The 22,140-nt window shown below is 71.8% G+C and carries 24 protein-coding genes, 4 tRNA genes and 1 pseudogene; 8 read left to right on the plus strand and 21 right to left on the minus strand.

Translation table 11 applies throughout. The features are described 5' to 3' along the window. Positions 1–301: 301 nt before the first annotated feature. From rplL to AB0F11_RS14745, 9 genes are all read right to left on the minus strand, one after another. Positions 302–685, minus strand: a complete 384-nt coding sequence (gene rplL / locus AB0F11_RS14705; RefSeq protein WP_362172486.1) for a 50S ribosomal protein L7/L12 — start codon at positions 683–685, stop codon at positions 302–304. A gap of 111 nt (positions 686–796) precedes the next feature. Continuing rightward, the gene (gene rplJ, locus AB0F11_RS14710) at positions 797–1,327 is read right to left on the minus strand and encodes a 50S ribosomal protein L10 (RefSeq protein ID WP_361919231.1); all 531 of its coding nucleotides are present in this window, start codon (positions 1,325–1,327) and stop codon (positions 797–799) included. A gap of 247 nt (positions 1,328–1,574) precedes the next feature. Further along, positions 1,575–2,435, minus strand: coding sequence for a hypothetical protein (locus tag AB0F11_RS14715; RefSeq protein ID WP_362172489.1), 861 nt, complete (start codon positions 2,433–2,435; stop codon positions 1,575–1,577). Then, positions 2,435–3,316, minus strand: a complete 882-nt coding sequence (locus tag AB0F11_RS14720; protein WP_362172492.1) for an LppX_LprAFG lipoprotein — start codon at positions 3,314–3,316, stop codon at positions 2,435–2,437. The genes AB0F11_RS14715 and AB0F11_RS14720 overlap by 1 nt, the downstream gene beginning before the upstream one ends. A 202-nt stretch (positions 3,317–3,518) precedes the next feature. Continuing rightward, complete coding sequence (gene rplA, locus AB0F11_RS14725; protein ID WP_361919237.1) at positions 3,519–4,247, minus strand: 50S ribosomal protein L1; 729 nt, start codon at positions 4,245–4,247, stop codon at positions 3,519–3,521. Positions 4,248–4,336: 89 nt separating this feature from the next. Next, on the minus strand, positions 4,337–4,771 hold the full coding sequence (gene rplK / locus AB0F11_RS14730) for a 50S ribosomal protein L11 (protein WP_362172495.1): 435 nt from the start codon (positions 4,769–4,771) through the stop codon (positions 4,337–4,339). Between the two features lie 165 nt (positions 4,772–4,936). Continuing rightward, entirely contained in the window at positions 4,937–5,833 is an 897-nt protein-coding gene (gene nusG / locus AB0F11_RS14735) for a transcription termination/antitermination protein NusG (protein ID WP_362172498.1), read from the minus strand. An 84-nt stretch (positions 5,834–5,917) separates the two neighbouring features. Then, positions 5,918–6,199 (minus strand): preprotein translocase subunit SecE, encoded by a 282-nt coding sequence (gene secE / locus AB0F11_RS14740; protein WP_030154653.1) that lies wholly within the window; start codon positions 6,197–6,199, stop codon positions 5,918–5,920. 105 nt (positions 6,200–6,304) lie between these two features. Further along, a tRNA-Trp gene (locus tag AB0F11_RS14745) sits at positions 6,305–6,377 on the minus strand. A gap of 191 nt (positions 6,378–6,568) precedes the next feature. Here AB0F11_RS14745 and AB0F11_RS14750 point away from each other — a divergent pair. Together AB0F11_RS14750 and AB0F11_RS14755 are read left to right on the plus strand one after the other, a co-directional pair. Then, a complete protein-coding gene (locus tag AB0F11_RS14750; protein WP_362172501.1) occupies positions 6,569–7,795 on the plus strand; it encodes a pyridoxal phosphate-dependent aminotransferase in 1,227 nt (408 codons plus the stop codon). A gap of 415 nt (positions 7,796–8,210) precedes the next feature. Then, positions 8,211–9,230 carry an adenosine deaminase gene (locus tag AB0F11_RS14755; RefSeq protein ID WP_362172504.1) on the plus strand — a complete coding sequence of 340 codons (1,020 nt, stop codon included), beginning with the start codon at positions 8,211–8,213 and terminating at the stop codon, positions 9,228–9,230. 23 nt (positions 9,231–9,253) lie between these two features. On the opposite strand, the gene AB0F11_RS14760 is transcribed toward AB0F11_RS14755, so the two are convergent. The 7 genes from AB0F11_RS14760 to AB0F11_RS14790 form a co-directional block, all read right to left on the minus strand. Then, positions 9,254–9,670: a hypothetical protein gene (locus AB0F11_RS14760; protein WP_362172507.1), complete on the minus strand. Its 417-nt coding sequence runs from the start codon at positions 9,668–9,670 to the stop codon at positions 9,254–9,256. A gap of 15 nt (positions 9,671–9,685) precedes the next feature. Beyond that, the gene (locus tag AB0F11_RS14765) at positions 9,686–10,741 is read right to left on the minus strand and encodes a UDP-N-acetylmuramate dehydrogenase (RefSeq protein WP_362172510.1); all 1,056 of its coding nucleotides are present in this window, start codon (positions 10,739–10,741) and stop codon (positions 9,686–9,688) included. Positions 10,742–10,812: 71 nt separating this feature from the next. Next, positions 10,813–11,241 carry a MaoC family dehydratase gene (locus tag AB0F11_RS14770; protein WP_362172513.1) on the minus strand — a complete coding sequence of 143 codons (429 nt, stop codon included), beginning with the start codon at positions 11,239–11,241 and terminating at the stop codon, positions 10,813–10,815. A 1-nt stretch (position 11,242) separates the two neighbouring features. Beyond that, a complete protein-coding gene (locus tag AB0F11_RS14775; protein WP_361919338.1) occupies positions 11,243–11,695 on the minus strand; it encodes a MaoC family dehydratase N-terminal domain-containing protein in 453 nt (150 codons plus the stop codon). A gap of 201 nt (positions 11,696–11,896) precedes the next feature. Next, positions 11,897–12,061, minus strand: coding sequence for a 50S ribosomal protein L33 (gene rpmG, locus AB0F11_RS14780; protein WP_007265873.1), 165 nt, complete (start codon positions 12,059–12,061; stop codon positions 11,897–11,899). Positions 12,062–12,150: 89 nt separating this feature from the next. After that, positions 12,151–12,223, minus strand: a tRNA-Met gene (locus AB0F11_RS14785). Between the two features lie 49 nt (positions 12,224–12,272). Then, a tRNA-Thr gene (locus AB0F11_RS14790) sits at positions 12,273–12,345 on the minus strand. 374 nt (positions 12,346–12,719) lie between these two features. Here AB0F11_RS14790 and AB0F11_RS14795 point away from each other — a divergent pair. Next, the gene (locus tag AB0F11_RS14795; RefSeq protein ID WP_362172517.1) at positions 12,720–14,033 is read left to right on the plus strand and encodes an amidohydrolase family protein; all 1,314 of its coding nucleotides are present in this window, start codon (positions 12,720–12,722) and stop codon (positions 14,031–14,033) included. 53 nt (positions 14,034–14,086) lie between these two features. Beyond that, the gene (locus tag AB0F11_RS14800) at positions 14,087–14,743 is read left to right on the plus strand and encodes an SDR family oxidoreductase (protein ID WP_362172520.1); all 657 of its coding nucleotides are present in this window, start codon (positions 14,087–14,089) and stop codon (positions 14,741–14,743) included. A gap of 128 nt (positions 14,744–14,871) precedes the next feature. On the opposite strand, the pseudogene AB0F11_RS14805 reads toward AB0F11_RS14800, so the two are convergent. Together AB0F11_RS14805 and AB0F11_RS14810 are read right to left on the minus strand one after the other, a co-directional pair. Next, positions 14,872–15,099 (minus strand): annotated as a pseudogene (locus AB0F11_RS14805) (DUF3574 domain-containing protein); the annotation flags it as partial. A 54-nt stretch (positions 15,100–15,153) separates the two neighbouring features. Beyond that, positions 15,154–15,235 (minus strand) — tRNA-Tyr (locus AB0F11_RS14810). 202 nt (positions 15,236–15,437) lie between these two features. Between AB0F11_RS14810 and AB0F11_RS14815 the strand changes: the two genes are divergently transcribed. The 4 genes from AB0F11_RS14815 (at position 15,438) to AB0F11_RS14830 (ending at position 19,297) form a co-directional block, all read left to right on the plus strand. Then, positions 15,438–15,926: a YajQ family cyclic di-GMP-binding protein gene (locus AB0F11_RS14815; protein WP_362172522.1), complete on the plus strand. Its 489-nt coding sequence runs from the start codon at positions 15,438–15,440 to the stop codon at positions 15,924–15,926. A 5-nt stretch (positions 15,927–15,931) separates the two neighbouring features. Next, complete coding sequence (locus tag AB0F11_RS14820) at positions 15,932–16,369, plus strand: DUF6228 family protein (RefSeq protein WP_362172525.1); 438 nt, start codon at positions 15,932–15,934, stop codon at positions 16,367–16,369. 176 nt (positions 16,370–16,545) lie between these two features. Then, positions 16,546–17,991 carry a SulP family inorganic anion transporter gene (locus AB0F11_RS14825; RefSeq protein ID WP_362172528.1) on the plus strand — a complete coding sequence of 482 codons (1,446 nt, stop codon included), beginning with the start codon at positions 16,546–16,548 and terminating at the stop codon, positions 17,989–17,991. 31 nt (positions 17,992–18,022) lie between these two features. Beyond that, positions 18,023–19,297, plus strand: a complete 1,275-nt coding sequence (locus AB0F11_RS14830; RefSeq protein WP_362172531.1) for an APC family permease — start codon at positions 18,023–18,025, stop codon at positions 19,295–19,297. Between the two features lie 562 nt (positions 19,298–19,859). On the opposite strand, the gene AB0F11_RS14835 is transcribed toward AB0F11_RS14830, so the two are convergent. The 3 genes from AB0F11_RS14835 to htpX all read right to left on the minus strand — a co-directional run bounded on the left by AB0F11_RS14835 (position 19,860) and on the right by htpX (position 22,117). Then, positions 19,860–20,795: a glycosyltransferase family 2 protein gene (locus tag AB0F11_RS14835; protein ID WP_362172636.1), complete on the minus strand. Its 936-nt coding sequence runs from the start codon at positions 20,793–20,795 to the stop codon at positions 19,860–19,862. Between the two features lie 69 nt (positions 20,796–20,864). Continuing rightward, the gene (locus AB0F11_RS14840; protein ID WP_362172534.1) at positions 20,865–21,257 is read right to left on the minus strand and encodes a YccF domain-containing protein; all 393 of its coding nucleotides are present in this window, start codon (positions 21,255–21,257) and stop codon (positions 20,865–20,867) included. Beyond that, the gene (gene htpX, locus AB0F11_RS14845; RefSeq protein ID WP_362172536.1) at positions 21,254–22,117 is read right to left on the minus strand and encodes a zinc metalloprotease HtpX; all 864 of its coding nucleotides are present in this window, start codon (positions 22,115–22,117) and stop codon (positions 21,254–21,256) included. The genes AB0F11_RS14840 and htpX overlap by 4 nt, the downstream gene beginning before the upstream one ends. Positions 22,118–22,140 lie beyond the last annotated feature (23 nt).

A 22,140-nucleotide genomic window follows, 5' to 3' on the forward strand; every position in this document is an offset into this window, starting at 1 on the left:
GAGCGCGTATCAGTACTGCCCTCTTCGTAGTCGATCCATGCCTCGGATCTCCGATCCCTGCCTGCGGATCTCGGATCGAGCCGGGCCGAGCCACAACGGCTCTGAGAATTGCGCGCCGCGTGCCGTTCGTCAAGGCCCCCTGCTCCGAGCGGATCATCTCGGGCCCCCGGCGCGGAGCAACGATGATCACCCTACTCCCCAACGAGACCAGGGCAAGTCAGGCACTGCCGGGTACGCCGAAGGGCGACCACCCTTTCGAGTGATCGCCCTTCGCAGAGGCCGTCAGGCGGCCTCAGAGGTGTTACTTGACCTCGACGGAGGCACCGGCGCCCTTGAGGGCCTCGGCGGCCTTGTCAGCGGCCTCCTTGTTGACCTTCTCGAGGACCGGCTTCGGGGTGCCGTCGACGAGGTCCTTGGCCTCCTTCAGACCCAGGGAGGTCAGCTCACGCACGACCTTGATGACCTGGATCTTCTTGTCGCCGGCGCCGGTGAGGATGACGTCGAACTCGTCCTTCTCCTCGACCTCGGCGGCCGGGGCGCCCGGGGCGCCGGCGGCGGCAACGGCAACCGGGGCGGCCGCGGTGACGTCGAACTTCTCCTCGAAGGCCTTCACGAACTCGGCGAGCTCGATGAGGGTCATCTCCTCGAACTGAGCGAGCAGGTCGTCCTGGGACAGCTTCGCCATGATGGGCGATCCTTCCATTAATTCGGCTGGTGCCGAGAGGTATCGAAAGGCGGGCGTAACGGCCCGCTACGACCCGCGCACTAGGCGGCGCGGATCAATGCGCGAGCCGAATTACTCGGCACCGCCCTGCTCGTCGAGCTTGGCACGAAGCGCCTCCGCGGTGCGGATGAACTTCGAGGGAAGCGCCTGGAAGAGCGCGGCAGTCTGGGACTGCTTGCCCTTCATGGCGCCCGCCAGCTTGGCGAGCAGAACCTCGCGGGACTCGAGGTCCGCAAGCTTCTTGATCTCGTCGGCGGACAGCGCCTTGCCGTCAAGGACACCGCCCTTGATGACGAGCTTCGGGTTGTCCTTGGCGAAGTCACGCAGAGCCTTCGCCGACTCCACCGGGTCACCGGTGACGAAGGCGACCGCGGTCGAACCAGCAAGGTGCTCGTCCAGCGCGGTGATCCCGGCCGAGTTGGCCGCAATCTTGGTCAGCGTGTTCTTCACCACGGCGTACTGGGCGTTCTCACCGAGCGAACGACGCAGCGTCTTGAGCTGCGCAACGGTGAGCCCCGTGTACTCGGTCAGCACAGCGGCGTTCGAGCTGCGGAACATGTCCTCCAGCTCGGCTACCGCGGCAGCCTTGTCGGGCCTTGCCATAGAGCGTCGGCCTCCTTCCGGGTGATGAGGACCGCGCAGAAGGGACTGACATACAAAACGCCCCGGCGCAGGCGCCAGGGCGTAGCTCGACCGGACCGAAATCCGGGAGCGCTTCCACAGTCACCTGCGCGGGTCGTCCGCAGTAAGCGGATCCTTCGGCCGCCGCACCCTCGCGGGCACAGCAACGACCAGCGGTCTTTGGCTTCTGTGGAAGGTTAGACGACGGGTCGCCGGTCAGGCAAATCGGTCAGCGCCCGAGGCCTTCCAGCTTCTTGTCCGTCTCCGCGATCGAGTCCCTGACGCCCTTCATCACGGCGTCGAAGTCGGCGGTCTTGTCGGCCGGCGGGGCCTGCACGGTCGGAGCCGTGCCGTACTGCGAGAACTCCGAGGCGATCCGGTCGACGCCCTTGTCGTCGGTCCGCTGCCCCTCGACCTTGACCGGATGGCCGTCCTTGTCGATCCACACGTCGAGGGCGTACGAGGTGACCTTGGTCCGCTTCAGGGCCTCGCGCAGGGTCGCCCGCTCGGCGTCCGGCACCAGCCGGCTCTTCTCGTCGCTGACCAGCAGCTGGTCGAGCGTGAACGTGCCGCGGTAGTGCTCGGCGGCCGCGCCGCCCGCCTGCTCGGTGCCCACGTGGCTCACGCCGGGCTGGTCGATCATCAGCGCGAGGAACTCGACGGGGGTGTCCTCGAACCGGGCCGGGGGCTTGTCGCCCTTGGACTGGTCGATCTTCATCCAGTCCTTGCCCTCCAGGGGCTTGTCCAGCTCCGTGTAGATCGCGCCGGGCAGCAGGACCTGCCGCTTGCCGCTCGGCTGGACCAGCTCGTGGGCGGTCGGGTACCAGTTCTTGGTACCCGAGACCTCGGTGGTCTTGCCGTCGGCCCCGGCGTTCTTGTACCGGAACGAGGCGGTCTTCGCCTGCAGGGTCTTGGTGTAGGCCGCCTTGACGGCCTCCTGCGGCGACTGCCGGGCCGCGGCGGGCTTGCCGCCCGCCCCGGCCGCTCCGCCCTTGTCCGCACCGCCGCAGGCCGTCAGGCCCGCCAGGAGCAGGGCGCCGCCCGCGAGGGCGGCGCCGGTCCGGGTCCGAACCGTCTTGGTGCCGTACATCAGGCGGAGCCTTCCCCCGAGTTCTTCATCATCTCGCCGAGGTCCATGACCTGGTCGGCGGGCGGGGCGGCCACGTCGACCGGCTTGTTGTAGTCGAGCAGCTTGATGGTCACGTCCACCGCCCCCTTCGTGCCCTTGCCCTGGGTGCGGACCTGCTTGGTGTGGTGCGCGTCGTCGATCCACATGTCGACGACCATGCTGGTGATGCCCTGCTGCTCCAGGGGCTGCAGCGACCGCTCGCGGCGCTGCTTGGTCGCGGGGTCGGCGCTCGCGGCGGAGGCCCGCATCTGCTCCAGGGTCACCGTGCCGCTGAGGTGCTGGGTCTTCTGCCCGTCGAGGGTCTCCTCGCCCACCACCTTGATGTCCTTCGACTGGAGCAGGTCGTCGGCCCGGTCCGCCGGGTTCTCGGGGGTCTGCGGGGCCTTGCCGAGCGAGTTCATCCCGTCGGCCGCCTTCGGGTCCAGGGCCTTGAGGTCGAACTTGAGCCACTTGCCCTCGGCGCCCATGTACATGGCCCCGTCGACCAGCCGGATCTCGACCTGCTGGCCCGGCTCGGTCGGCGAGCTCATCTTCATGCTCATGGCCGTCTGCGGCTTGAGGATGGCGGAGACGTCGCCCGTGAAGCTGCCGTCCGGGGTGCTGCCCGTCATCGTGTAGCGGAGCGAGCTGATCTCCTCGGACGCCTTGCGCGCGCCGTCCAGGAGCGCGGCCGGGGTCGCCTGGGCGGCCCCGCCCTTGGCCGCGGGCGCGGAGGCGGACGGCGAGCCGGCGGCCGCCTTGCCCGAGTCGTCCTTCTTGCCGTTCTGGCACGCCGTGGCCCCCGCCACGAGCAGGACGGCGCTCAGCGCGGCGCCGACGGTCTTCTTGCGGTACGCAAGCATGGAGGTCCCCACCCCTGATGATCGATGATCGATTACCCCAGACCCTACTAGTCGGTAAGCCCCGCACAAGACACATTTTCGGCCGCCGGGTGCCAAATGTGAGCGGAGCGAGACGTACCGGAAACGCGGACGGGCCCCCCGCCTCCCGGTGAAGGGAGGTGGGGGGCCCGCAGTACCGCTCGGTGGAGCTGAGCCGTCAGGCTCAGACCGCGGCCGGGTCTTCCTCGACGAGGAGGTTCCGGGTGCGGTTCGGGTCCAGCTGGATGCCGGGGCCCATGGTGGTGGTCAGGGCGGCCTTCTTCAGGTAGCGGCCCTTCGCGGCGGACGGCTTCAGACGCAGGATCTCGTCCAGGGCCGCGCCGTAGTTCTCGACCAGCTGCTCATCGGAGAAGGAGACCTTGCCGATGATGAAGTGCAGGTTCGAGTGCTTGTCGACACGGAACTCGATCTTGCCACCCTTGATCTCGGTGACAGCCTTGGCGACGTCCATGGTGACGGTGCCGGTCTTCGGGTTCGGCATCAGGCCACGGGGACCGAGCACGCGGCCGAGGCGGCCGACCTTGCCCATGAGGTCCGGGGTGGCGACAACCGCGTCGAACTCGTTCAGGCGGTTGCCCTTGGCGATCTCGTTGATCAGCTCGTCGTCGCCGACGATGTCGGCGCCGGCGGCTTCCGCGGCCGCAGCACGGTCACCGGTCGCGAAGACCAGGACCCGGGCGGTCTTACCGGTGCCGTGCGGGAGGTTCACGGTGCCGCGGACCATCTGGTCGGCCTTGCGCGGGTCGACACCCAGGCGGAAGGCGACCTCGACGGTGGCGTCGAACTTGGTCGTGGAGGTCTCCTTGGCGAGACGGACGGCCTCGAGCGGGGCGTACTGCTTCTCCCGGTCGACCTTGGCGTCCGCAGCGCGGAGATTCTTGCTGCGCTTCACTTCTGCTCCTGTGTTTCGTGTTCAGGCGTGGAGTCGTGGTGCGGGCCAGCGCTTGGCCCTACCACTGGTGTTGCAAGGGGTTGGCTGCTTCAGCCTTCGACGGTGACGCCCATCGAGCGCGCGGTGCCAGAGATGATCTTCATGGCGGCGTCGATGTCGTTGGCGTTCAGGTCGGGCATCTTCAGCTCGGCGATCTCGCGGACCTGGGCAGCCGTCAGCTTGGCGACCTTGTCCTTGTGCGGCGTGCCAGAGCCCTTCTCCACGCCCGCGTGCTTCAGGATGAGGCGCGCGGCCGGCGGGGTCTTGGTGACGAAGGTGAAGGAACGGTCCTCGTAGACCGTGATCTCCACCGGCACGACCATGCCACGCTGCGACTCGGTCGCGGCGTTGTAGGCCTTGCAGAACTCCATGATGTTGACGCCGTGCTGACCCAGCGCGGGGCCGACCGGCGGGGCCGGGTTGGCCGCACCGGCGTTGATCTGGAGCTTGATAAGCCCCGTGATCTTCTTCTTCTTGGGAGGCATTGCTCTCTCCGGGTCCTAGTGAGAGTTTTTCGCCGCCGATCCGGTCATCCGGATGGAGGCATACCGCACCACGATAACGGGTATCGGAGCGGGGCTTAAAACCGAGCAGGTCAGACGGCCCTTTGCGGGGCGGTCTGACCTGTCCGGAAGCTGCGGTTCAGAAGATCAGTTCTTCTGGATCTGGTCGAAGCTCAGCTCGACCGGGGTCTCGCGGCCGAAGATCTCGACGAGGCCCTTGACCTTCTTCGAGTCCGGGTTGATCTCGTTGATGGTCGCCTGCAGCGTCGCGAACGGGCCGTCGGTGACGGTGACCGAGTCGCCCACCTCGAAGTCCAGGACCTCGATGGTGCGCTTGACGGCGGGCGCCGGGAGGCCGGCCTCCTCGGCAGCCTGCTTGGCGGCCTTCTCCTGCGCCTCCGGGGCGAGCATCTTGACGATCTCGTCCAGGGTCAGCGGGTACGGGTCGTAGGCGTTGCCGACGAAGCCGGTGACGCCCGGGGTGTTGCGGACGACGCCCCAGGACTCGTTCGTCAGATCCATGCGGACGAGAACGTAGCCGGGCAGCTTGTTCTGCCGGACGTTCTTGCGCTCGCCGTTCTTGATCTGGACGATCTCTTCCTCGGGCACCTCGGCCTGGTAGATGAACTCCTCGACGTTCAGCGAGACGGCACGCTGCTCCAGGTTGGCCTTCACGCGCTTCTCGTAGCCCGCGTAGGTGTGGATGACGTACCACTCGCCGGGCAGCAGGCGCAGCTCGTCGCGCAGGGCCTGGATCGGGTCGACCGGCTCGGCCTCCTCCTCGGCGGCGGCCTCCTCGGCCTCCTCCTCGGCGGTGTCGGCGACCGGGGCCTCGTCCTCGTCGGCCTCGTCCTCGTCGGCCTCTTCGACCTCGTCGGCCTCGTCGTCGAGGTGCAGCGCGGTCTCCTCGGCGGCGACACCGGCCTCGGCGTCGGCGAGCTCCGCCTCGTCGGGGTCCACAGCGTCTGCCGCCTCGACGATGTCGAGCTCGTCCTCGACGGACTCGACGGAGTCGTGGCTCGCGTTCAGGTTCGGGTCAGACACGGTGGCTGCTTCTTCCTGGATACAAAAGGTGGTGGAACATGCGAAAACGGGCGGCACCCATCAAGGCGCCGCCCTCCGCGAGGATCAGCCGAAGACGAACTTGATGGCTTCCTGGAACCCATAGTCAATCACGGTCACCAGACCGATCATGATGACGACGAAGACAATCACCACGGTGGTGTACGTCGTGAGCTGGTTGCGGGTCGGCCAGACGACCTTGCGGAGCTCCGCGATGATCTGGCGGTAGAACAGCGCGAGCCGGCCCAGAGGACCCTTCTTCCCGCGCTTGCCACCCTTGCGGGCCTTCTTCTCGCGGGTGTCGTCCTCGGCGTCAGGCATGTCGATGGAGCCCAGGGCGTCCGTCACGTCTCTCACCTGAATCCGGGTCGTGGCCGTGACCGCGCCCGGTTGCGCCGCACGGCGTTGCATCGAAGTACGTACCTGCGCACACATCCGAGAAGGAGTGTGGAGCAGGGCCGGAGGGACTCGAACCCCCAACCGCTGGTTTTGGAGACCAGTGCTCTACCAATTGAGCTACGACCCTTTGCGTCCCCCAACCTACCGCATCCGGGCGAGTGCACGGAGTGCTCACGCTCTGGAGTGGTCGGCGAGGTCCAACGAGAGGTGAGTGTACGTGTTCCGGGCCCTGACGTCGAACAGAGCACAGATACGGGTGGTCCGTCCGATGTCTGAAACGGTGTGCGGCGGCTTTGAGGCGTCTGGGACGATGGCCGTATGACCTCTGCAACGCCTTCCTCCGAGCGCCGCGTGTCCGCCCGCATCGGCGCCATCTCCGAGTCCGCCACCCTCGCCGTCGATGCCAAGGCCAAGGCCCTGAAGGCCGCCGGGCGCCCGGTCATCGGCTTCGGTGCGGGCGAGCCCGACTTCCCGACCCCGGACTACATCGTCGAGGCCGCGGTCGAGGCCTGCCGCGACCCGAAGTTCCACCGCTACACGCCGGCCGGCGGCCTGCCCGAGCTGAAGAAGGCCATCGCCGAGAAGACCCTGCGCGACTCCGGCTACGAGGTCGAGGCGTCGCAGGTCCTGGTCACCAACGGCGGCAAGCAGGCCATCTACAACGCCTTCGCCGCGATCCTGGACCCGGGTGACGAGGTCATCGTCCCGGCCCCGTACTGGACCACCTACCCCGAGTCGATCCGCCTCGCCGGCGGCGTCCCGGTCGAGGTCGTCGCCGACGAGACCACCGGCTACCGGGTCTCCGTCGAGCAGCTGGAGGCCGCGCGCACCGAGCGCACCAAGGTCGTCCTGTTCGTCTCCCCCTCGAACCCGACCGGCGCGGTCTACAGCGAGGAGGACGCGAAGGCGATCGGCGAGTGGGCCGCCGAGCACGGCCTGTGGGTCCTGACCGACGAGATCTACGAGCACCTGGTGTACGGGGACGCGAAGTTCACCTCGCTGCCCGTGCTGGTGCCGGCGCTGCGCGACAAGTGCATCATCGTCAACGGCGTCGCCAAGACGTACGCCATGACGGGCTGGCGCGTGGGCTGGGTCATCGGGCCGCAGGACGTCATCAAGGCCGCGACCAACCTGCAGTCGCACGCCACGTCCAACGTGTCGAACGTGGCCCAGGTGGCCGCCATCGCGGCGGTCTCCGGGAACCTCGACGCGGTGGCGGAGATGCGCAAGGCCTTCGACCGCCGCCGCCAGACGATGGTCAAGATGCTGAACGACATCGAGGGTGTCGTCTGCCCGACGCCGGAGGGCGCGTTCTACGCCTACCCCTCGGTCAAGTCCCTCCTGGGCAAGGAGATCCGCGGCAAGCGGCCGCAGACCTCGGCGGAGCTGGCCTCCCTGATCCTCGACGAGGCCGAGGTCGCGGTCGTCCCCGGCGAGGCCTTCGGTACCCCGGGCTACCTGCGCCTGTCCTACGCCCTGGGCGACGAGGACCTGGTCGAGGGCGTGTCCCGCATCCAGAAGCTCCTGGCCGAGGCCAAGGCCTGACCCACCCCTCCGGAGCGGCGCCACCCCACCCGGGGCGGCGCCGCTCCGCCGTTCCCGCCGGGGGCAACCCCTGCGGGCCGGTCCCGCTGCCGGTTGCGCTGCCGGTTGCGCTGCGGGCTGCCGCTGCGCGGAGCCTGTCCCCTCCCCGCCCCTTCCCGAAACCGGGCTCCGCCCGGACCCGGTTCGCCTCAAACGCCGGCGGGGCTGAAAGATCAGCCCCGCCGGCGTTCGAGGCGCGGGGTCTGGGGCGGAGCCCCGGTTTCGGGAAGGGGCGGGGTGGGGTGATGGCTCCGCGCAGCGGCGTCACCCACGCGGCCGCGCCACCCCGCCCCGGCCCCGGCCCGGTACCGCGTTCGGGCGGAACCCGACCGGGAAAACCCTCCCGCCGAGCGCAGCGGTACGGCAGGATCACCAGATGGAGCACGTACGCGATCTCACGCTTCTGCCGAAAGCCCACCTCCACCTGCACTTCACCGGCTCGATGCGCCCATCGACCCTCCTCGACCTCGCCGACAAGTACGGCGTCCGGCTGCCCGACGCCCTGACCGCCGGCGAGCCGCCCAAACTCCGCGCCACGGACGAACGCGGCTGGTTCCGCTTCCAGCGGCTGTACGACGCCGCCCGCTCGTGCCTGCGCGAGCCCGACGACATCCACCGCCTGGTCCGCGAAGCGGCCGAGGAGGACGTGCGTGACGGCAGCGGCTGGCTGGAGATCCAGGTCGACCCCACCTCGTACGCCCCGCTGCTCGGCGGCATGATCCCGGCGGTCGAGATCATCCTGGACGCGGTCGAGGAGGCCTCGCGCCACACCGGCCTCGGCATCCGGGTGCTGATCGCCGCCAACCGCATGAAGCACCCCCTCGACGCCCGCACCCTGGCCCGCCTGGCCGTCCGCTACGCCGACCGCGGCATCGTCGGCTTCGGGCTCTCCAACGACGAGCGCCGCGGCATGGCCCGCGACTTCGACCGCGCCTTCGCCATCGCCCGCGAGGGCGGCCTCCTCGCGGCCCCGCACGGCGGCGAGCTCACCGGCCCGGCCTCGGTCCGGGACTGCCTGGACGATCTGCACGCGGCCCGCATCGGGCACGGGGTGCGGGCGGCCGAGGATCCGCGGCTGCTGCGCCGCCTCGCCGAGGCGAAGGTCACCTGCGAGGTCTGCCCGGCCTCCAACGTGGCGCTCGGCGTCTACGAGCGGCCCGAGGACGTCCCGCTGCGGACCCTGTTCGAGGCGGGCGTGCCGATGGCGCTGGGCGCGGACGACCCGCTGCTGTTCGGCTCGCGCCTGGCGGCCCAGTACGAGATCGCCCGCCGCCACCACGGGTTCACGGACGCGGAGCTCGCCGAGCTGGCCCGCCAGTCGGTCCGCGGCTCGGCGGCGCCCCCGGACGTCCAGGACAAGCTGCTGACCGGCATCGACCACTGGCTCACCACGTAGCCACAGAGCCACAGAGCCACAGGTCAGCGCGTCAGCCGCAGGTCGCCCTCCCAGCAGTCGGCCCGTACCCGGTCGCCCTCGCCGAAGCCGATCTCCAGCTGCGTGCGCCCGGTGCCGGGCGCCGCGAACTCGGCCACCCGGGCGACGGTCTCGCCGAGGTGGCGCAGGAAGGGGTGGTCGCCGAGGTCCTCGCCGACCTCGATGCGGCCCCACTCCCCCATGTCGTACGGCTCGTGCGGCGCGGCCGACTCGACGATGAGGCAGCCGTCGGACCCGGTGCTGATCCGGGTCGAGTCGCCCTCGCTGTCGATGAGCCAGACGTCGAGCGGCACCTCGGAGCGCTCGCCCTCGTAGACGTGCCAGGACGCGACGATGCGGCTGATGGCGCGTCCCACCAGGCGGGTGGGGTCCGTACCGGCCCCGTGCAGTGGACAGAGCATGGCGGCCGGGGCTCCTCAGAGGCTGACGCCGACCGTCACCGGCTCGTTGACCAGGGTGACGCCGAAGGCGGCGTGGACGCCCGCGACGACCTCGCGGGCGAGGGCGAGGAGGTCCTCGGTGGTGGCCTCGCCCCGGTTGGTCAGGGCGAGGGTGTGCTTGGTGGAGATCCGGGCGGGGCCGGTGCCGTAGCCCTTGGTGAAGCCGGCCTTGTCGATCAGCCAGGCGGCGCTGGTCTTCGTACGACCCTCGCCGGCGGCGTAGGCGGGCGGGGTGACCTCCGCGCCGAGGCGGTCCTGGACGCGGGCGAGGAAGGCCGCGTACGCCTCGTCGGTGAGGATCGGGTTGTGGAAGAAGGAGCCGGCGGACCAGGTGTCGTGGTCGGCGGGGTCGAGGACCATGCCCTTGCCGGCGCGCAGGCGCAGCACGGTCTCGCGGGCGGTGGCGGCCGGGACGCGGTCGCCGGCCTCGACGCCGAGGGCGCGGGCGGTCTCGGGGTACTTGATCGGCGCGGAGAGCCCGCCGGCGTCCTCGAGGGCGAAGCGGACGCGCAGGACGACGTACCGGTCGGGCTGGTCCTTGAAGAGGCTGTTGCGGTAGCGGAAGGCGCACTCGGCGGCGGTCAGGGTGACCGTCTCGCGGCGGGTGCGGTCGTAGGCGACGACCTCGGTGATGGTGTCGCAGACCTCTTGGCCGTACGCCCCGACGTTCTGGATCGGGGTGGCGCCGGCGGAGCCGGGGATACCGGCGAGGCATTCGATGCCGGCGAGGCCGGCATCGACGGTGCGGGCGACGGCGTCGGACCAGTTCTCGCCCGCGGCGAGCTCCAGGGTGGTGCCGTCGAGGTGGAAGCCGGTGGTGGCGATGCGCAGGGCGGTGCCGTCGAAGCCGCGGTCGCCGATGACCAGGTTGCTGCCGCCGCCGATGACGAGGAGCGGGGTGCCGCTGTCGTCGGCCGCGCGGACGGCTTCGACCACCTCGGCGTCGGTGGTCGCGGTCACCAGACGGGTGGCGGGGCCGCCGAGGCGGAAGGTGGTCAGGGGGGCGAGGGGGGCGTGGTGGAGTTCCTGCACGTGGACAAGAGTACGGTCCGTGCCCTCGCATCCCTGCGGGGCCACGGACCGTACCGTACGTGTGCTGCGGCTCAGGCGAGCGTGACGACCGCCCGGGAGCGGCCGAGGACCTTCTGGCCGCCGGCGAGGGCGACGAGGTCGACGCGGACCTGGCGGTCGTCCAGCTTGGCGGCGACCTTGGCGGTGACCTCGATCACGGCGCCCTTGTCGTCGTTCGGCACGACGACCGGGTTGGTGAAGCGCACGCCGTAGTCGACGACCGCGCCCGGGTCGCCGACCCAGTCGGTGACGACGCGGATCGCCTGGGCCATGGTGAACATGCCGTGTGCGATCACGTCCGGCAGCCCGACCTCCTTGGCGAACTTCTCGTTCCAGTGGATCGGGTTGAAGTCGCCGGAGGCGCCCGCGTACTGCACGAGCGTGGCGCGGGTCACGGGGAAGGACGCGGCGGGGAGCTCGGTGCCGACCTCGACGTCGTCGTACTTGATCTGCGCGGTCATCTCAGGCCTCCTCGGGGGCGCGGGAGACGAGCTTCGTCCACGCCGTCACCACGTGCTCGCCGGTCTCGTCGTGGACCTCGCCGCGGATGTCGATGATGTCGTTGCCGGCCAGGGTCTTCACGGCCTCGATGGTGGAGGTCACCGAGAGGCGGTCGCCGGCCCGGACGGGGCGGGTGTACGCGAAGCGCTGGTCGCCGTGGACGACCCGGCTGTAGTCCAGGCCGAGCTGCGGGTCGGCGACGACCTGGCCCGCGGCCGCGAAGGTGATCGCGAAGACGAAGGTCGGCGGGGCGATCACGTCCTGGTGGCCGGCGGCCTTGGCGGCCTCGGCGTCGGTGTAGACGGGATTGGCGTCCCCCACCGCGACCGCGAATTCGCGGATCTTCTCCCGGCCGACCTCGTAGGGGTCGGTGGGCGGGTAGCTCCGCCCGACGAAGGACTGGTCGAGCGCCATGGCTCCCTACCTCCTGATTGAACGAGATGGACGAGACGAAATGATCGCCGGGATCAAATGAGCGCGAGGACTCGGATGATCGCGAGGACTCTGATGACCGCGAAGATTCAGATGATCGCGCGTACGCGGAAACGACACGAGGTCGCCCCCATTGAAGGGGACGACCTCATGACGTTGCCTATATTCGAGACTTCGCCAGTGTCAGCGGGTCTCGCGGTGCGCGGTGTGCGAGTTGCAGCGCGGGCAGTGCTTCTTCATCTCCATGCGGTCCGGGTTGTTACGCCGGTTCTTCTTGGTGATGTAGTTCCGCTCCTTGCACTCCACGCAGGCCAGCGTGATCTTCGGGCGGACGTCGGTGGCAGCCACGTGAGTGCTCCTTGACGGACTAATGGACGGATCGAACGCATAAAAGAGTAGCCGATCGGGAGACCGACCCCGCAATCGGCTACTGTGGGTAGCGGCGACCGGACTTGAACCGGTGACACAGCGATTATGAGCCGCTTGCTCTACCGACTGAGCTACGCCGCTTTGATGATGATCGGCTCCCCACCCGAGGGTGGGGGGCCTCTCTCACCAGAGCCCCAATGCGGAATCGAACCGCAGACCTTCTCCTTACCATGGAGACGCTCTACCGACTGAGCTATTGGGGCGAGCGAGGAAGACATTACACGGTTGCGCGCCGATCGCCCAAATCCATTGCGGGGGCCCGTCCCGCAGGGCCTTCGGGCCGCGCCCGCGCAGCCTCTGCGACCGCCCTCGGGCCCGGTCACGGAGCCGCTGCGACCGCCCTGGGGCGCCCCGCGCCCGCCCCGCCCGGGCGCGTACGGGATCGCCTCGGCGCAGCGGCGCCGCACCGGTACGACTCGCACCACACCGGTACGACTCGCACCACACCGGTACGACTATTGCGCCCCTCCCCGAAGCGGCGGCGCCCGCGCCCTAGGCTCGGAACACGCTGCGTGATCTTGGGCCGCGGGCCGCGGCCACCTCGGCCCAGGACCGCCCGAGCCCCCGCAGGAGCGCGATGTCCGACAGCCAGCCCCAGCAGCCGTCCCCCTTCCCGCCGGGCGGCCGCGGCGAGGGCGGCGGCCAGGGCCCGCTGCGCCCCGGCGGCGGCCCCGGAGGCGCGACCGCCGCCGAGTCCACCGCCCTGCTGCTCGCCGGGGCCCGCCTCACGGACGGCCGCACGGTCGACGTCCGGCTCGGCGGCGGCCGGATCCAGGCCGTCGGTACCGCGGGCAGCCTGCCGCCGGGCGCGCCGGCCCGGGTGGACCTCAGCGGCTACCTGCTGCTGCCGGCGCCCGCCGAGCCGCACGCACACGGGGACACCGCCCTGACCGCGGACGGCGAGGGGCCCGTCGGGTACGCCCCGGACGAGGTGCAGCGCCGGGCCACCGAGGCGGCCCTGCTCCAGCTCGGGCACGGCGCGACGGCCGTCCGCAGCCATGTCCGGATCGGAGACGTGCACGGCCTCGGCCCGATGGCGGCGGTGCTCCAGGCCCGCCGCTCGCTGCGCGGGCTGACCGACCTGACCACGGTGGCCGTGCCGCGGCTGCTGACCGGGGTCGCGGGCGCGGACGGGCTCGCGATGCTGCGGGACGCGGTCCGGATGGGCGCGGCGGTCATCGGCGGCTGCCCCGACCTGGACCCGGACCCCACCGGCTTCGTGGAGGCCGTCCTGGAGCTCGCCGCCGAGCACGGCTGCCCGGTGGACCTGCACACCGACGGCGACGACCCCGGCCGGCTGGCCCGGCTCGCGGCGATGGCCGGCGGGCTGCGGCCGGGCGTGACGATCGGCCCCTGCGGCGGGCTGTCGCGGCTCCCGCTGGACGCGGCGCACCGGGCCGCGGACCAGCTGGCCGCGGCCGGCGTACGGGTGACCTGCCTGCCCCAGGGCGACTGCGCGGCCCTGGAACGGCGCAGCCTGCGCTCGGCGCCCGTACGGCTGCTGCGGGCCGCCGGGGTCCGCGTCGCGGCCGGCAGCGGGGCCCTGCGCGACGCCGGGAACCCGGTAGGCCGGGGCGACCCCCTGGAGGCGGCCTACCTGCTGGCCTCGCAGGGCGGGCTGCGGGCACCGGAGGCCTACGCGGCGGTCAGCGACGCCGCCCGGGAGGCGATGGGCCTGCCGGAGGTCCGGGTGGAGGCCGGGTTCCCGGCGGAGCTGCTCGCGGTCCGCGGGGAGCGGATCGCGGGGGTGCTGTCGCTGGCGTACAGCCGGATCGTGATCCACCGCGGGCGGGTGGTGGCCCGAACGAGCGCCGTACGGGAGTACTGCGACTCGGCGGTCGCCGTCGCGCTGGACCTGCCCCGACAGGGCCGTATGGAGCCAGGTCCCTGAGGGCTCGCGGCCGTGCGCGGGCGGGAGCGCCCGGCTCGTCGTACGGTCGCCTCATGCGCATCGTCATCGCGGGTGGACACGGTCAGATCGCGCTGCGGCTGGAGCGGTTGCTCGCCGCGCGCGGGTACGAGGTCGCGGGCATCATCCGCAACCGGGAGCAGGGCGACGACCTGCGGGAGGCGGGCGCCGAACCGGTGCTGTGCGACCTGGAGTCGGCCTCGGTCGAGCACGTGGCCGGCATCCTCCAGGGCGCGGACGCTGCCGTGTTCGCCGCCGGGGCGGGCCCGGGCAGCGGGATCGCCCGCAAGGACACGGTGGACCGGGGCGCGGCGGTGCTGTTCGCCGATGCGGCCGAACGGGCGCGCGTACGGCGGTTCCTGATGGTGTCTTCGATGGGCGCGGACGCCCAGCGCGGGGGTGACGAGGTGTTCGACGCGTACCTGCGGGCCAAGGGCGAGGCCGACGACCACGTCCGCACCCGGCTGGGCCTGGAGTGGACGGTCCTGCGGCCGGGCTCGCTGCTGGACGAGCCCGGCACGGGGCTGGTGCGCCTGGAGGCCCACGCGGGCGGCGGGGCGGTCCCGCGCGACGACGTGGCCGCGGTCCTGGCCGAGCTGATCGAGACCCCGGCCACGGCCGGCCTCACCCTGGAACTGGTCTCCGGCTCGACCCCGGTCCCGGTGGCGGTCAAGGCAGTGGCAGGCAACTGAGCCGACCACCCGACCCCCTGCTCAGAAATCGGCGGTGACCTTGTCGGCGGACCGCCCGACGGAGTCCTGCGCGTACTGCTCCTCGTAGGCAGCGCGGATCCGCTCGATGCGGACGCTGCGCGACTCGCCTCCTTCTCGGGGTAGAGCAGCACGACCTCGTCCGACTGCTCGCGGACCATCGCCCCGCCGCCGGCACGCCGGCGGCCGACCCCGTCGAGCACGGTCAGCTCCTCGGGGAAGGCGGGGGTGATCTCCCGGTCGAGGAACCGGATGAACTCCTCCTCGGCAACCGCGGCCCGCCCACACCAAACGGCCGCCCCCCGAACCGGTGGCCCCACCCACCCGCCCGCGCCCACAACAAAACGGCCCCTGATCCACGTTTCCGCAGATCAGGGGCCGTTCTTTCCATGTGGCGGCGCCAGGATTCGAACCTGGGTAGGCTAAGCCGACGGATTTACAGTCCGCTCCCATTGGCCACTCGGGCACACCGCCATGGGATGTCGCCTTCGAGACCCGCTTTTCGGCGGCGCTCCCTGGCAACGACGTAAACAATACCCGATGCTCGGGGGTGCTTCGCCACCGGATTGATCAGCGCTGCGGGCGGGCGCGGTGGCTAGGCTTTGCGGAGCGGGCCGGGTAGGTCCGGCCGCGCCCCACCGGGGCATCGACAGCCGACTTCAAGGAGCCACAGCACATGGCCGACTCCAGTTTCGACATCGTCTCGAAGGTCGAGCGGCAGGAGGTCGACAACGCCCTCAACCAGGCCGCCAAGGAACTCTCGCAGCGGTACGACTTCAAGGGCACCGGGGCCTCGATCTCCTGGTCCGGCGAGAAGATCCTCATGGAGGCCAACTCCGAGGACCGGGTCAAGGCCGTCCTCGACGTCTTCGAGACCAAGCTGGTCAAGCGCGGCATCTCGCTCAAGGCGCTCGACGCCGGCGAGCCGCAGCTCTCCGGCAAGGAGTACAAGATCTTCGCGTCGATCCAGGAGGGCATCTCCCAGGACAACGCCAAGAAGGTCGCCAAGATGATCCGCGACGAGGGCCCCAAGGGCGTCAAGGCCCAGGTCCAGGGCGACGAGCTGCGCGTCAGCTCCAAGAGCCGCGACGACCTCCAGGCCGTCCAGGCGCTGCTGAAGGGCAAGGACCTGGACTTCGCGATCCAGTTCGTGAACTACCGCTGAACCGCGTGGACATCGTCGGCGAAGGCGGAGCCGAGGCGGTGCGGCTGTGCCTGGGCGGGCGGTCGCGGCCCTGGCCGGAGTTTCCGGACGACCCGACGCTCGACTTCACCGTCCGTGCGACGGCGGCCGGGGTCGGCGGTGTCGAGGTGTCCGTGCGGACGTGGGCGGGCGACGGGCTCGACGCCTTCCTGCACCGGCTGGCGGAGGACTTCCGCGGCTGGGACGGGGCGCGGACCTGGCGCTCCCTGGAAGGAGACCTGACGCTCTCGGCCGCGCACGCGTCGGGCGGGCGCGTGCACCTGGCCTGGGGACTGCACGGCGGAGCACCCGCCGGGGGGTGGCGCTTCGAGGCCACCACCGTGCACGCTGCGGGCGAGGACATGCGCCACCTCGCCGACGGCGTAAGGGAGTTCCTCGCTCCCTCGACGCCGGTCAGCGCATAGGAGCGGAGCGGCCCCGCCGCCCCGGTGGTCCTCGTGGCCGCCGGGGCGGCGTGGTTTTCGGGGGGCGTGGGGCTCGTGTGCCCGGCGTGTGCGGCGCGCGCGCCCGACGGGCTTCCTGTGGGTACTTGGGCTGCCCCGCGCGCGCCCGCCACGCTGGGGGGAATTCGTTGCTCCGCATGGCAGGGGGTTCTCGCATGGCCGGGGCCGACACGATCCGCGAGGACTTCGGGGCTTCCGTCGTCGTCGCGCTGGTCGCGCTGCCGCTCTGCGTGGGCGTGGCCGTGGCCTCCGGGGTGCCCGCCGAGCTCGGCATCGTCACCGGGGTCGTCGGCGGGCTCGTCACCGGATGGTTCCGCGGCAGTGCGCTGCAGGTCAGCGGCCCGGCTGCCGGGCTGACCGTGCTCGTGTACGAGGCGGTGCAGGCCCACGGCGTGTCCGGGCTCGGCGTGCTCGTCCTGGCCGCCGGGCTGCTCCAGCTGGGCATGGGGGTGCTGCGGCTCGGCCGGTGGTTCCGGGCGATCTCCGTCGCCGTCGTGCACGGCATGCTGGCCGGCATCGGGCTCGTACTGATCGCCTCGCAGGTGTACGCCGTCGGCGGCGTGGAAGCGCCCGGCGGGACCCTGGAGAAGCTGGGCGCGCTGCCGTCGCTGGTCGCGCGGGCCGACTGGACCGCGGTGGCGCTCGGCGCCGGGACCATCGTGCTGCTCGTCGGCTGGCGGCGCGTGCCGGCCCGGCTGCGGGTCGTGCCGGGGGCGCTGGTGGGGGTGGCTGCCGCGACGGCCGTCTGCGTGGTGCTGCGGCTGCCGGTGGAGCGGGTGCGGGTGACGGGGGTGCTGGATGCGGTCGGGCTGCCTGCCTGGGGGGAGTTCGGGGTGCTGGCCTCGGCCGGGGCGTGCGGGACCGTCGTCGCGCTCGCGCTGATCGCCTCCGCCGAGACGCTGTTCAGCGCCGCCGCGGTGGACCGGATGCACGAGGGGCCGCGGACCCGCTACGACCGCGAGCTGGTCGCCCAGGGCATCGGCAATGCCGTGTGCGGGCTGCTCGGGGCGCTGCCGATGACGGCCGTGATCGTACGCAGCGCCGCCAACGTCGAGGCAGGGGCGCGGACCCGGGCCTCGCGGATCCTGCACGGCGGCTGGCTGCTGCTGTTCGCCGTGGCCGTACCCGGGGTGCTGGAGGCGGTGCCGCTGGCGGCCCTGGCCGGGGTGCTGCTGCACGCCGGCTGGAAGCTGCTCCCGGCCAAGGCGGTGGCCGCGCTGTGGCGCACGCACCGCGGGGAGGCGGTGGTGCTGGTGGCGACGGCCGGGGCGATCGTGGCGACCAACCTCTTCGAGGGCGTGCTGGTCGGGCTGGGGCTGGCCGTGGTCAAGGCTGCCTGGGAGACCTCGCACGTACAGATCGAGGAGGTGTGGGAGGGCGGCGAACTGCGGGTCCAGGTGCTGGGCAGCGCCAGCTTCCTGCGGCTGCCGAAGCTGCTGGACGCGCTGGAGGCGCTGCCGCCGGGGCAGCCGGTGCGGTTGGATCTGAGCGGGATGGGCCACCTCGACCACGCCTGCCTGACGGCCCTGCACGGGTGGGAGCGGGGGCGGGCCCCGCTGCCCGGCCGGGAGGGCGTCACCTAGGGCGTCACCCGAGCCAGCTACCCTCCGCGGCGTGAGTGGTGACGTGAGCGGTGAACTGAAGCGCACGCTGGGAGTCTTCGACGCGGTCGTCGTCGGGCTCGGGGCGATGGTCGGGGCCGGGATCTTCGCCGCGCTCGCCCCGGCGGCCCGCGCGGCGGGGCCGGCGGACGGCGCGCTGCTGGCGGCCCTGGCGGTGGCGGCCTGCGTCGCGTACTGCAACGCGCACTCCTCGGCCCGGCTGGCCGCCCGCTACCCGGCCTCCGGCGGGACGTACGTGTACGGGCGGGAGCGGCTCGGGCCGTTCTGGGGGTACCTGGCCGGCTGGGGCTTCGTGATCGGCAAGACCGCGTCCTGCGCGGCGATGGCGCTGACCGTCGGGGCGTACGTGTGGCCGGGGCAGCAGCATGCGGTGGCCGTCGCGGCGGTGGTGGCGCTGACCGCCGCGAACTACGGGGGCGTGCAGAAGTCCGCCCGGATCGCGCGGGTGATCGTCGCGGCGGTGCTGGGCGTGCTGGGCGGGGTCGTGGTGGCCTGCCTGTCGTCCGGGGCGGCCGACGCCGGGCGGCTCGGCGGGGACTGGGGCGGTGCCGGTGGCGGGGGCGGTGCTGCGGGGGTGCTGCAGGCCGCCGGGCTGCTGTTCTTCGCGTTCGCGGGGTACGCCCGGATCACCACCCTCGGCGAGGAGGTGCGCGACCCGGAGCGGACCATCCCGCGGGCGGTGCCGCTCGCGCTGGGGATCGCGCTGCTGGTGTACGCGGCCGTGGCGGTGGCCGCGCTGTCGGTGCTCGGCTCGCCGGGGCTGGCGGGGTCCGCGGCCCCGCTGGCCGATGCGGTGCGGGCGGCCGGGGTGCCGGGGCTGGTGCCCGTGGTGCGGGTCGGGGCGGCGCTGGCGGCGCTGGGCTCGCTGCTGGCGCTGGTGCTGGGGGTGTCCCGGACCACGCTGGCCATGGCGCGGGACGGGCATCTGCCGGGCACGCTGGCCGCGGTGCATCCGCGGCACCGGGTGCCGCACCATGCGGAGCTGGCGGTGGGTGCGGTGGTCGCGGTCCTCGCGGCGACCGTGGACCTCCGGGGGGCGATCGGCTTCTCGTCGTTCGGCGTGCTGGCGTATTACGCCGTCGCGAACGCCGCCGCGTGGACGCTGGACGGCGCCGTCCGGGGGCGGCTCGTGGCCGCGCTCGGCCTGGCGGGCTGCGCCGCCCTGGCGCTCTCGCTGCCGCTCGCGTCGGCCGCCACGGGTGCCGCCGTCCTGGCCGTCGGCGCCCTGTCCTACGCCGCCCGAGCCCGCCGGCCCGCCGCCCGCTGACCGGGCGCCGCCGCCCGCCGCCGCCGGGGCCGCGGCCCGGCATCCAGCAGCCCCCGGCCTTCGCAGCCGCGGCCCGGCCAGCCCGGCCCTGCCCCGGCCTGCGAAGCCGAGGGTCGGCAAGTCCAGCCTCGCCGGCGTTTGAGGCGCGGGGTTTGGGGCGGAGCCCCAAGGAACCCGGCTCCGCCGGGCACCGGGCTCCGCCCGGACCCTCCCCAGACTTCGTCCGGGGGGGACCCCCACTCAAACGCGGGCGAGGCTGAAGGGGCGGACCCCCGCTCCAGGCACGGGCCTGGCTGGCTGGGCTTCTGGGGCGCCGCCCCAGACCCCGCGCCTCAAACGCCGGCGAGGCTGAAATGGCCGGACCCCCGTCCCAGGCACAGGCCCGCCCAGCCGGGCCTCGGGGGCGCCGCCCAGACCCCGCGCCTCAAACGCCGGCGAGGCTGGATTGGCCGGGCCCCCGCTCCAGGACCGGGCGGCTGGACGGGCCGGGCCCCGTTCCGGAGGCAGGCCGCCATGCGTAGGGCGGAGCCCGGCCCGCGCGGCGGCGGGAGTCGGGATGGTGTCAGGGGGCGTCGTCGGTGGGGGGCTTGGGCGGTGCCGGGTCCGCGGAGTCGTAGCCCACGAAGTACGTCGGGCGGCGCTGGACCGCGGTGTAGATGCGGCCGATGTACTCGCCGAGCAGGCCCACGCAGATCAGCTGGACGCCGCCGAGGAAGAGCATGGCGACGAAGAGGGAGGTCCAGCCCGGGACGGTGTGGCCGGCCGCGAAGATGACCAGCGTCACGCCGATCATCACCAGGCAGGCCAGGAAGCTGACCACCCCGAGCCACGTCGCCAGCCGCAGCGGGGCGGCGGAGAAGTTGGTGATGCCGTCCACGGCGAGCCGGATCATCTTGCTCAGCGGGTACTTCGTTTCGCCCGCGACGCGCTCGGCGCGCCGGTACGTCACCTCGCCGCTCGGGAAGCCGAGCCACGGGACGAGGAGCCGGTAGACCTGCTGCTGGTCGGGGATGGCCTTCAGGGCCTCCACCGCCTCCCGGCTGAGCAGCCGGAAGTCCCCGGCCTGCGCCGGCACCTGCTTGCCGACCAGGCGGCGCATCAGCCAGTAGTAGGCGCCTGCCGTGTGCCGTTTGAAGCCGGTGTCGGTGCTGCGGTCGGAGCGGACCCCGTAGACGATGTCCAGGTGCTCGGTACGGGCCAGGGCCAGCATCTCCGGGATCTTCTCCGGCGGGTCCTGGAGGTCGGCGTCGAGGCTGGCGACGTACGCCCCGACGGAGCGGTGCAGTCCGGCGCGCAGGGCGGCCTGGTGGCCGGAGTTGCCCCGGAGCCGGACGATCCGCAGCTCGGGCCAGTCCGTGCGGAACTTCTCCAGGAGCTCCGCGGTCCGGTCGGTGCTTCCGTCGTCGACGGCCACGACCTCGTACGGGACCCCCATGCCGTCGAGGACCGGCCGCAGCCGGTCCACCAGGGCCGGGAGGGCCTCCTCCTCGTTGTACATCGGCACGATGACCGACAGGGTCGTGGTCGTGGCCGTGCGCGCAGCCGACACTGGCTCTTTCGCTTCTTCCTACCGGGACGCGAACGGCGCGTCGGTCGGGACGATCTCGCGGCCCAGCGGCAGCAGGGACAGCGGGACCATCTTGAAGTTGGCGATGCCGAACGGGATGCCGATGATCGTCAGGCACAGCGCGATGCCGGTGGCGATGTGGCCGAGGGCCAGCCACCAGCCGGCCAGGACCAGCCACAGCACGTTGCCGATGCAGGAGGCGGCGCCCGCGTCGTGGCGCTCGACGGCGGTGTACCCGAAGGGCCACAGGGCGTAGACGGCGATCCGGAAGGCCGCTATGCCGAAGGGGATCCCGATGATGGTGATGCACAGCAGCACGCCCGCGAGGCAGTAGCCGAGGAACAGCCAGATGCCGCTGAGGACGAGCCAAATGAGGTTCAGGATGGTCTTCACTGACTACGGCCTGCCATCTGTTCGAGCCGGGCGATGCGCTCGGCCATCGGAGGGTGCGTCGAGAACATCTTAGAAAGGCCCTGGCCCGGCCGGAACGGATTGGCGATCATCATGTGGCTCGCGGTCTCCAGGCGGGGTTCGGGGGGCAGTGGGAGCCGCTTGGTGCCCGCGTCCAGCTTGCGCAGGGCGCTGGCCAGGGCGAGCGGGTCGCCGGTGAGCTGGGCTCCGGAGGCGTCGGCCTCGTACTCGCGGGAGCGGCTGATGGCGAGCTGGATCACGGACGCGGCCAGCGGGCCGAGGATCGCGATCAGCAGCATGCCGAGGAGGCCGGGGCCCTCGTCGTCGTCGGACCGGCCGACCGGGATCAGCCAGGCGAAGTTCACCAGGAACATGATCACGGAGGCGAGGGCTCCGGCGACGGAGGAGATGAGGATGTCGCGGTTGTAGACGTGGCTGAGCTCGTGCCCGATCACGCCGCGCAGCTCCCGCTCGTCGAGGATGCGCAGGATCCCCTCGGTGCAGCAGACGGCGGCGTTGCGCGGATTGCGGCCGGTGGCGAACGCGTTGGGCGCTTCGGTGGGCGAGATGTAGAGCCGCGGCATCGGCTGGCGCGCGGAGGTGGAGAGCTCGCGCACCATGCGGTAGAGCGCAGGCGCCTCGAACTCGCTCACGGGCCGGGCGCGCATCGCGCGCAGCGCCAGCTTGTCGCTGTTCCAGTACGCGTACGCATTGGTCCCGAGGGCGACGAGGACGGCGATGATCAGGCCGCCGCGCCCGAAGAAGCTTCCGATGAGGATGATGAGTGCGGACAGCCCGCCGAGGAGTACGGCGGTCTTGAGCCCGTTGTGCCGGCGGTGCACGGTACGCCCTCCAAGTGGTGCGG

Origin of the sequence: Streptomyces sp. NPDC032472 (assembly GCF_040636955.1) — a bacterium.
GTDB lineage: Bacteria > Actinomycetota > Actinomycetes > Streptomycetales > Streptomycetaceae > Streptomyces.

Coding starts and splice junctions, on each gene's coding strand:
- rplL (WP_362172486.1), bottom strand. CDS start 685: ATGGCGAAGCTGTCCCAGGACGACCTGCTCGCTCAGTTCGAGGAGATG.
- rplJ (WP_361919231.1), bottom strand. CDS start 1,327: ATGGCAAGGCCCGACAAGGCTGCCGCGGTAGCCGAGCTGGAGGACATG.
- AB0F11_RS14715 (WP_362172489.1), bottom strand. CDS start 2,435: ATGTACGGCACCAAGACGGTTCGGACCCGGACCGGCGCCGCCCTCGCG.
- AB0F11_RS14720 (WP_362172492.1), bottom strand. CDS start 3,316: ATGCTTGCGTACCGCAAGAAGACCGTCGGCGCCGCGCTGAGCGCCGTC.
- rplK (WP_362172495.1), bottom strand. CDS start 4,771: ATGCCTCCCAAGAAGAAGAAGATCACGGGGCTTATCAAGCTCCAGATC.
- AB0F11_RS14750 (WP_362172501.1), top strand. CDS start 6,569: ATGACCTCTGCAACGCCTTCCTCCGAGCGCCGCGTGTCCGCCCGCATC.
- AB0F11_RS14755 (WP_362172504.1), top strand. CDS start 8,211: ATGGAGCACGTACGCGATCTCACGCTTCTGCCGAAAGCCCACCTCCAC.
- AB0F11_RS14760 (WP_362172507.1), bottom strand. CDS start 9,670: ATGCTCTGTCCACTGCACGGGGCCGGTACGGACCCCACCCGCCTGGTG.
- AB0F11_RS14770 (WP_362172513.1), bottom strand. CDS start 11,241: ATGACCGCGCAGATCAAGTACGACGACGTCGAGGTCGGCACCGAGCTC.
- AB0F11_RS14775 (WP_361919338.1), bottom strand. CDS start 11,695: ATGGCGCTCGACCAGTCCTTCGTCGGGCGGAGCTACCCGCCCACCGAC.
- AB0F11_RS14795 (WP_362172517.1), top strand. CDS start 12,720: ATGTCCGACAGCCAGCCCCAGCAGCCGTCCCCCTTCCCGCCGGGCGGC.
- AB0F11_RS14800 (WP_362172520.1), top strand. CDS start 14,087: ATGCGCATCGTCATCGCGGGTGGACACGGTCAGATCGCGCTGCGGCTG.
- AB0F11_RS14815 (WP_362172522.1), top strand. CDS start 15,438: ATGGCCGACTCCAGTTTCGACATCGTCTCGAAGGTCGAGCGGCAGGAG.
- AB0F11_RS14825 (WP_362172528.1), top strand. CDS start 16,546: ATGGCAGGGGGTTCTCGCATGGCCGGGGCCGACACGATCCGCGAGGAC.
- AB0F11_RS14835 (WP_362172636.1), bottom strand. CDS start 20,795: ATGTACAACGAGGAGGAGGCCCTCCCGGCCCTGGTGGACCGGCTGCGG.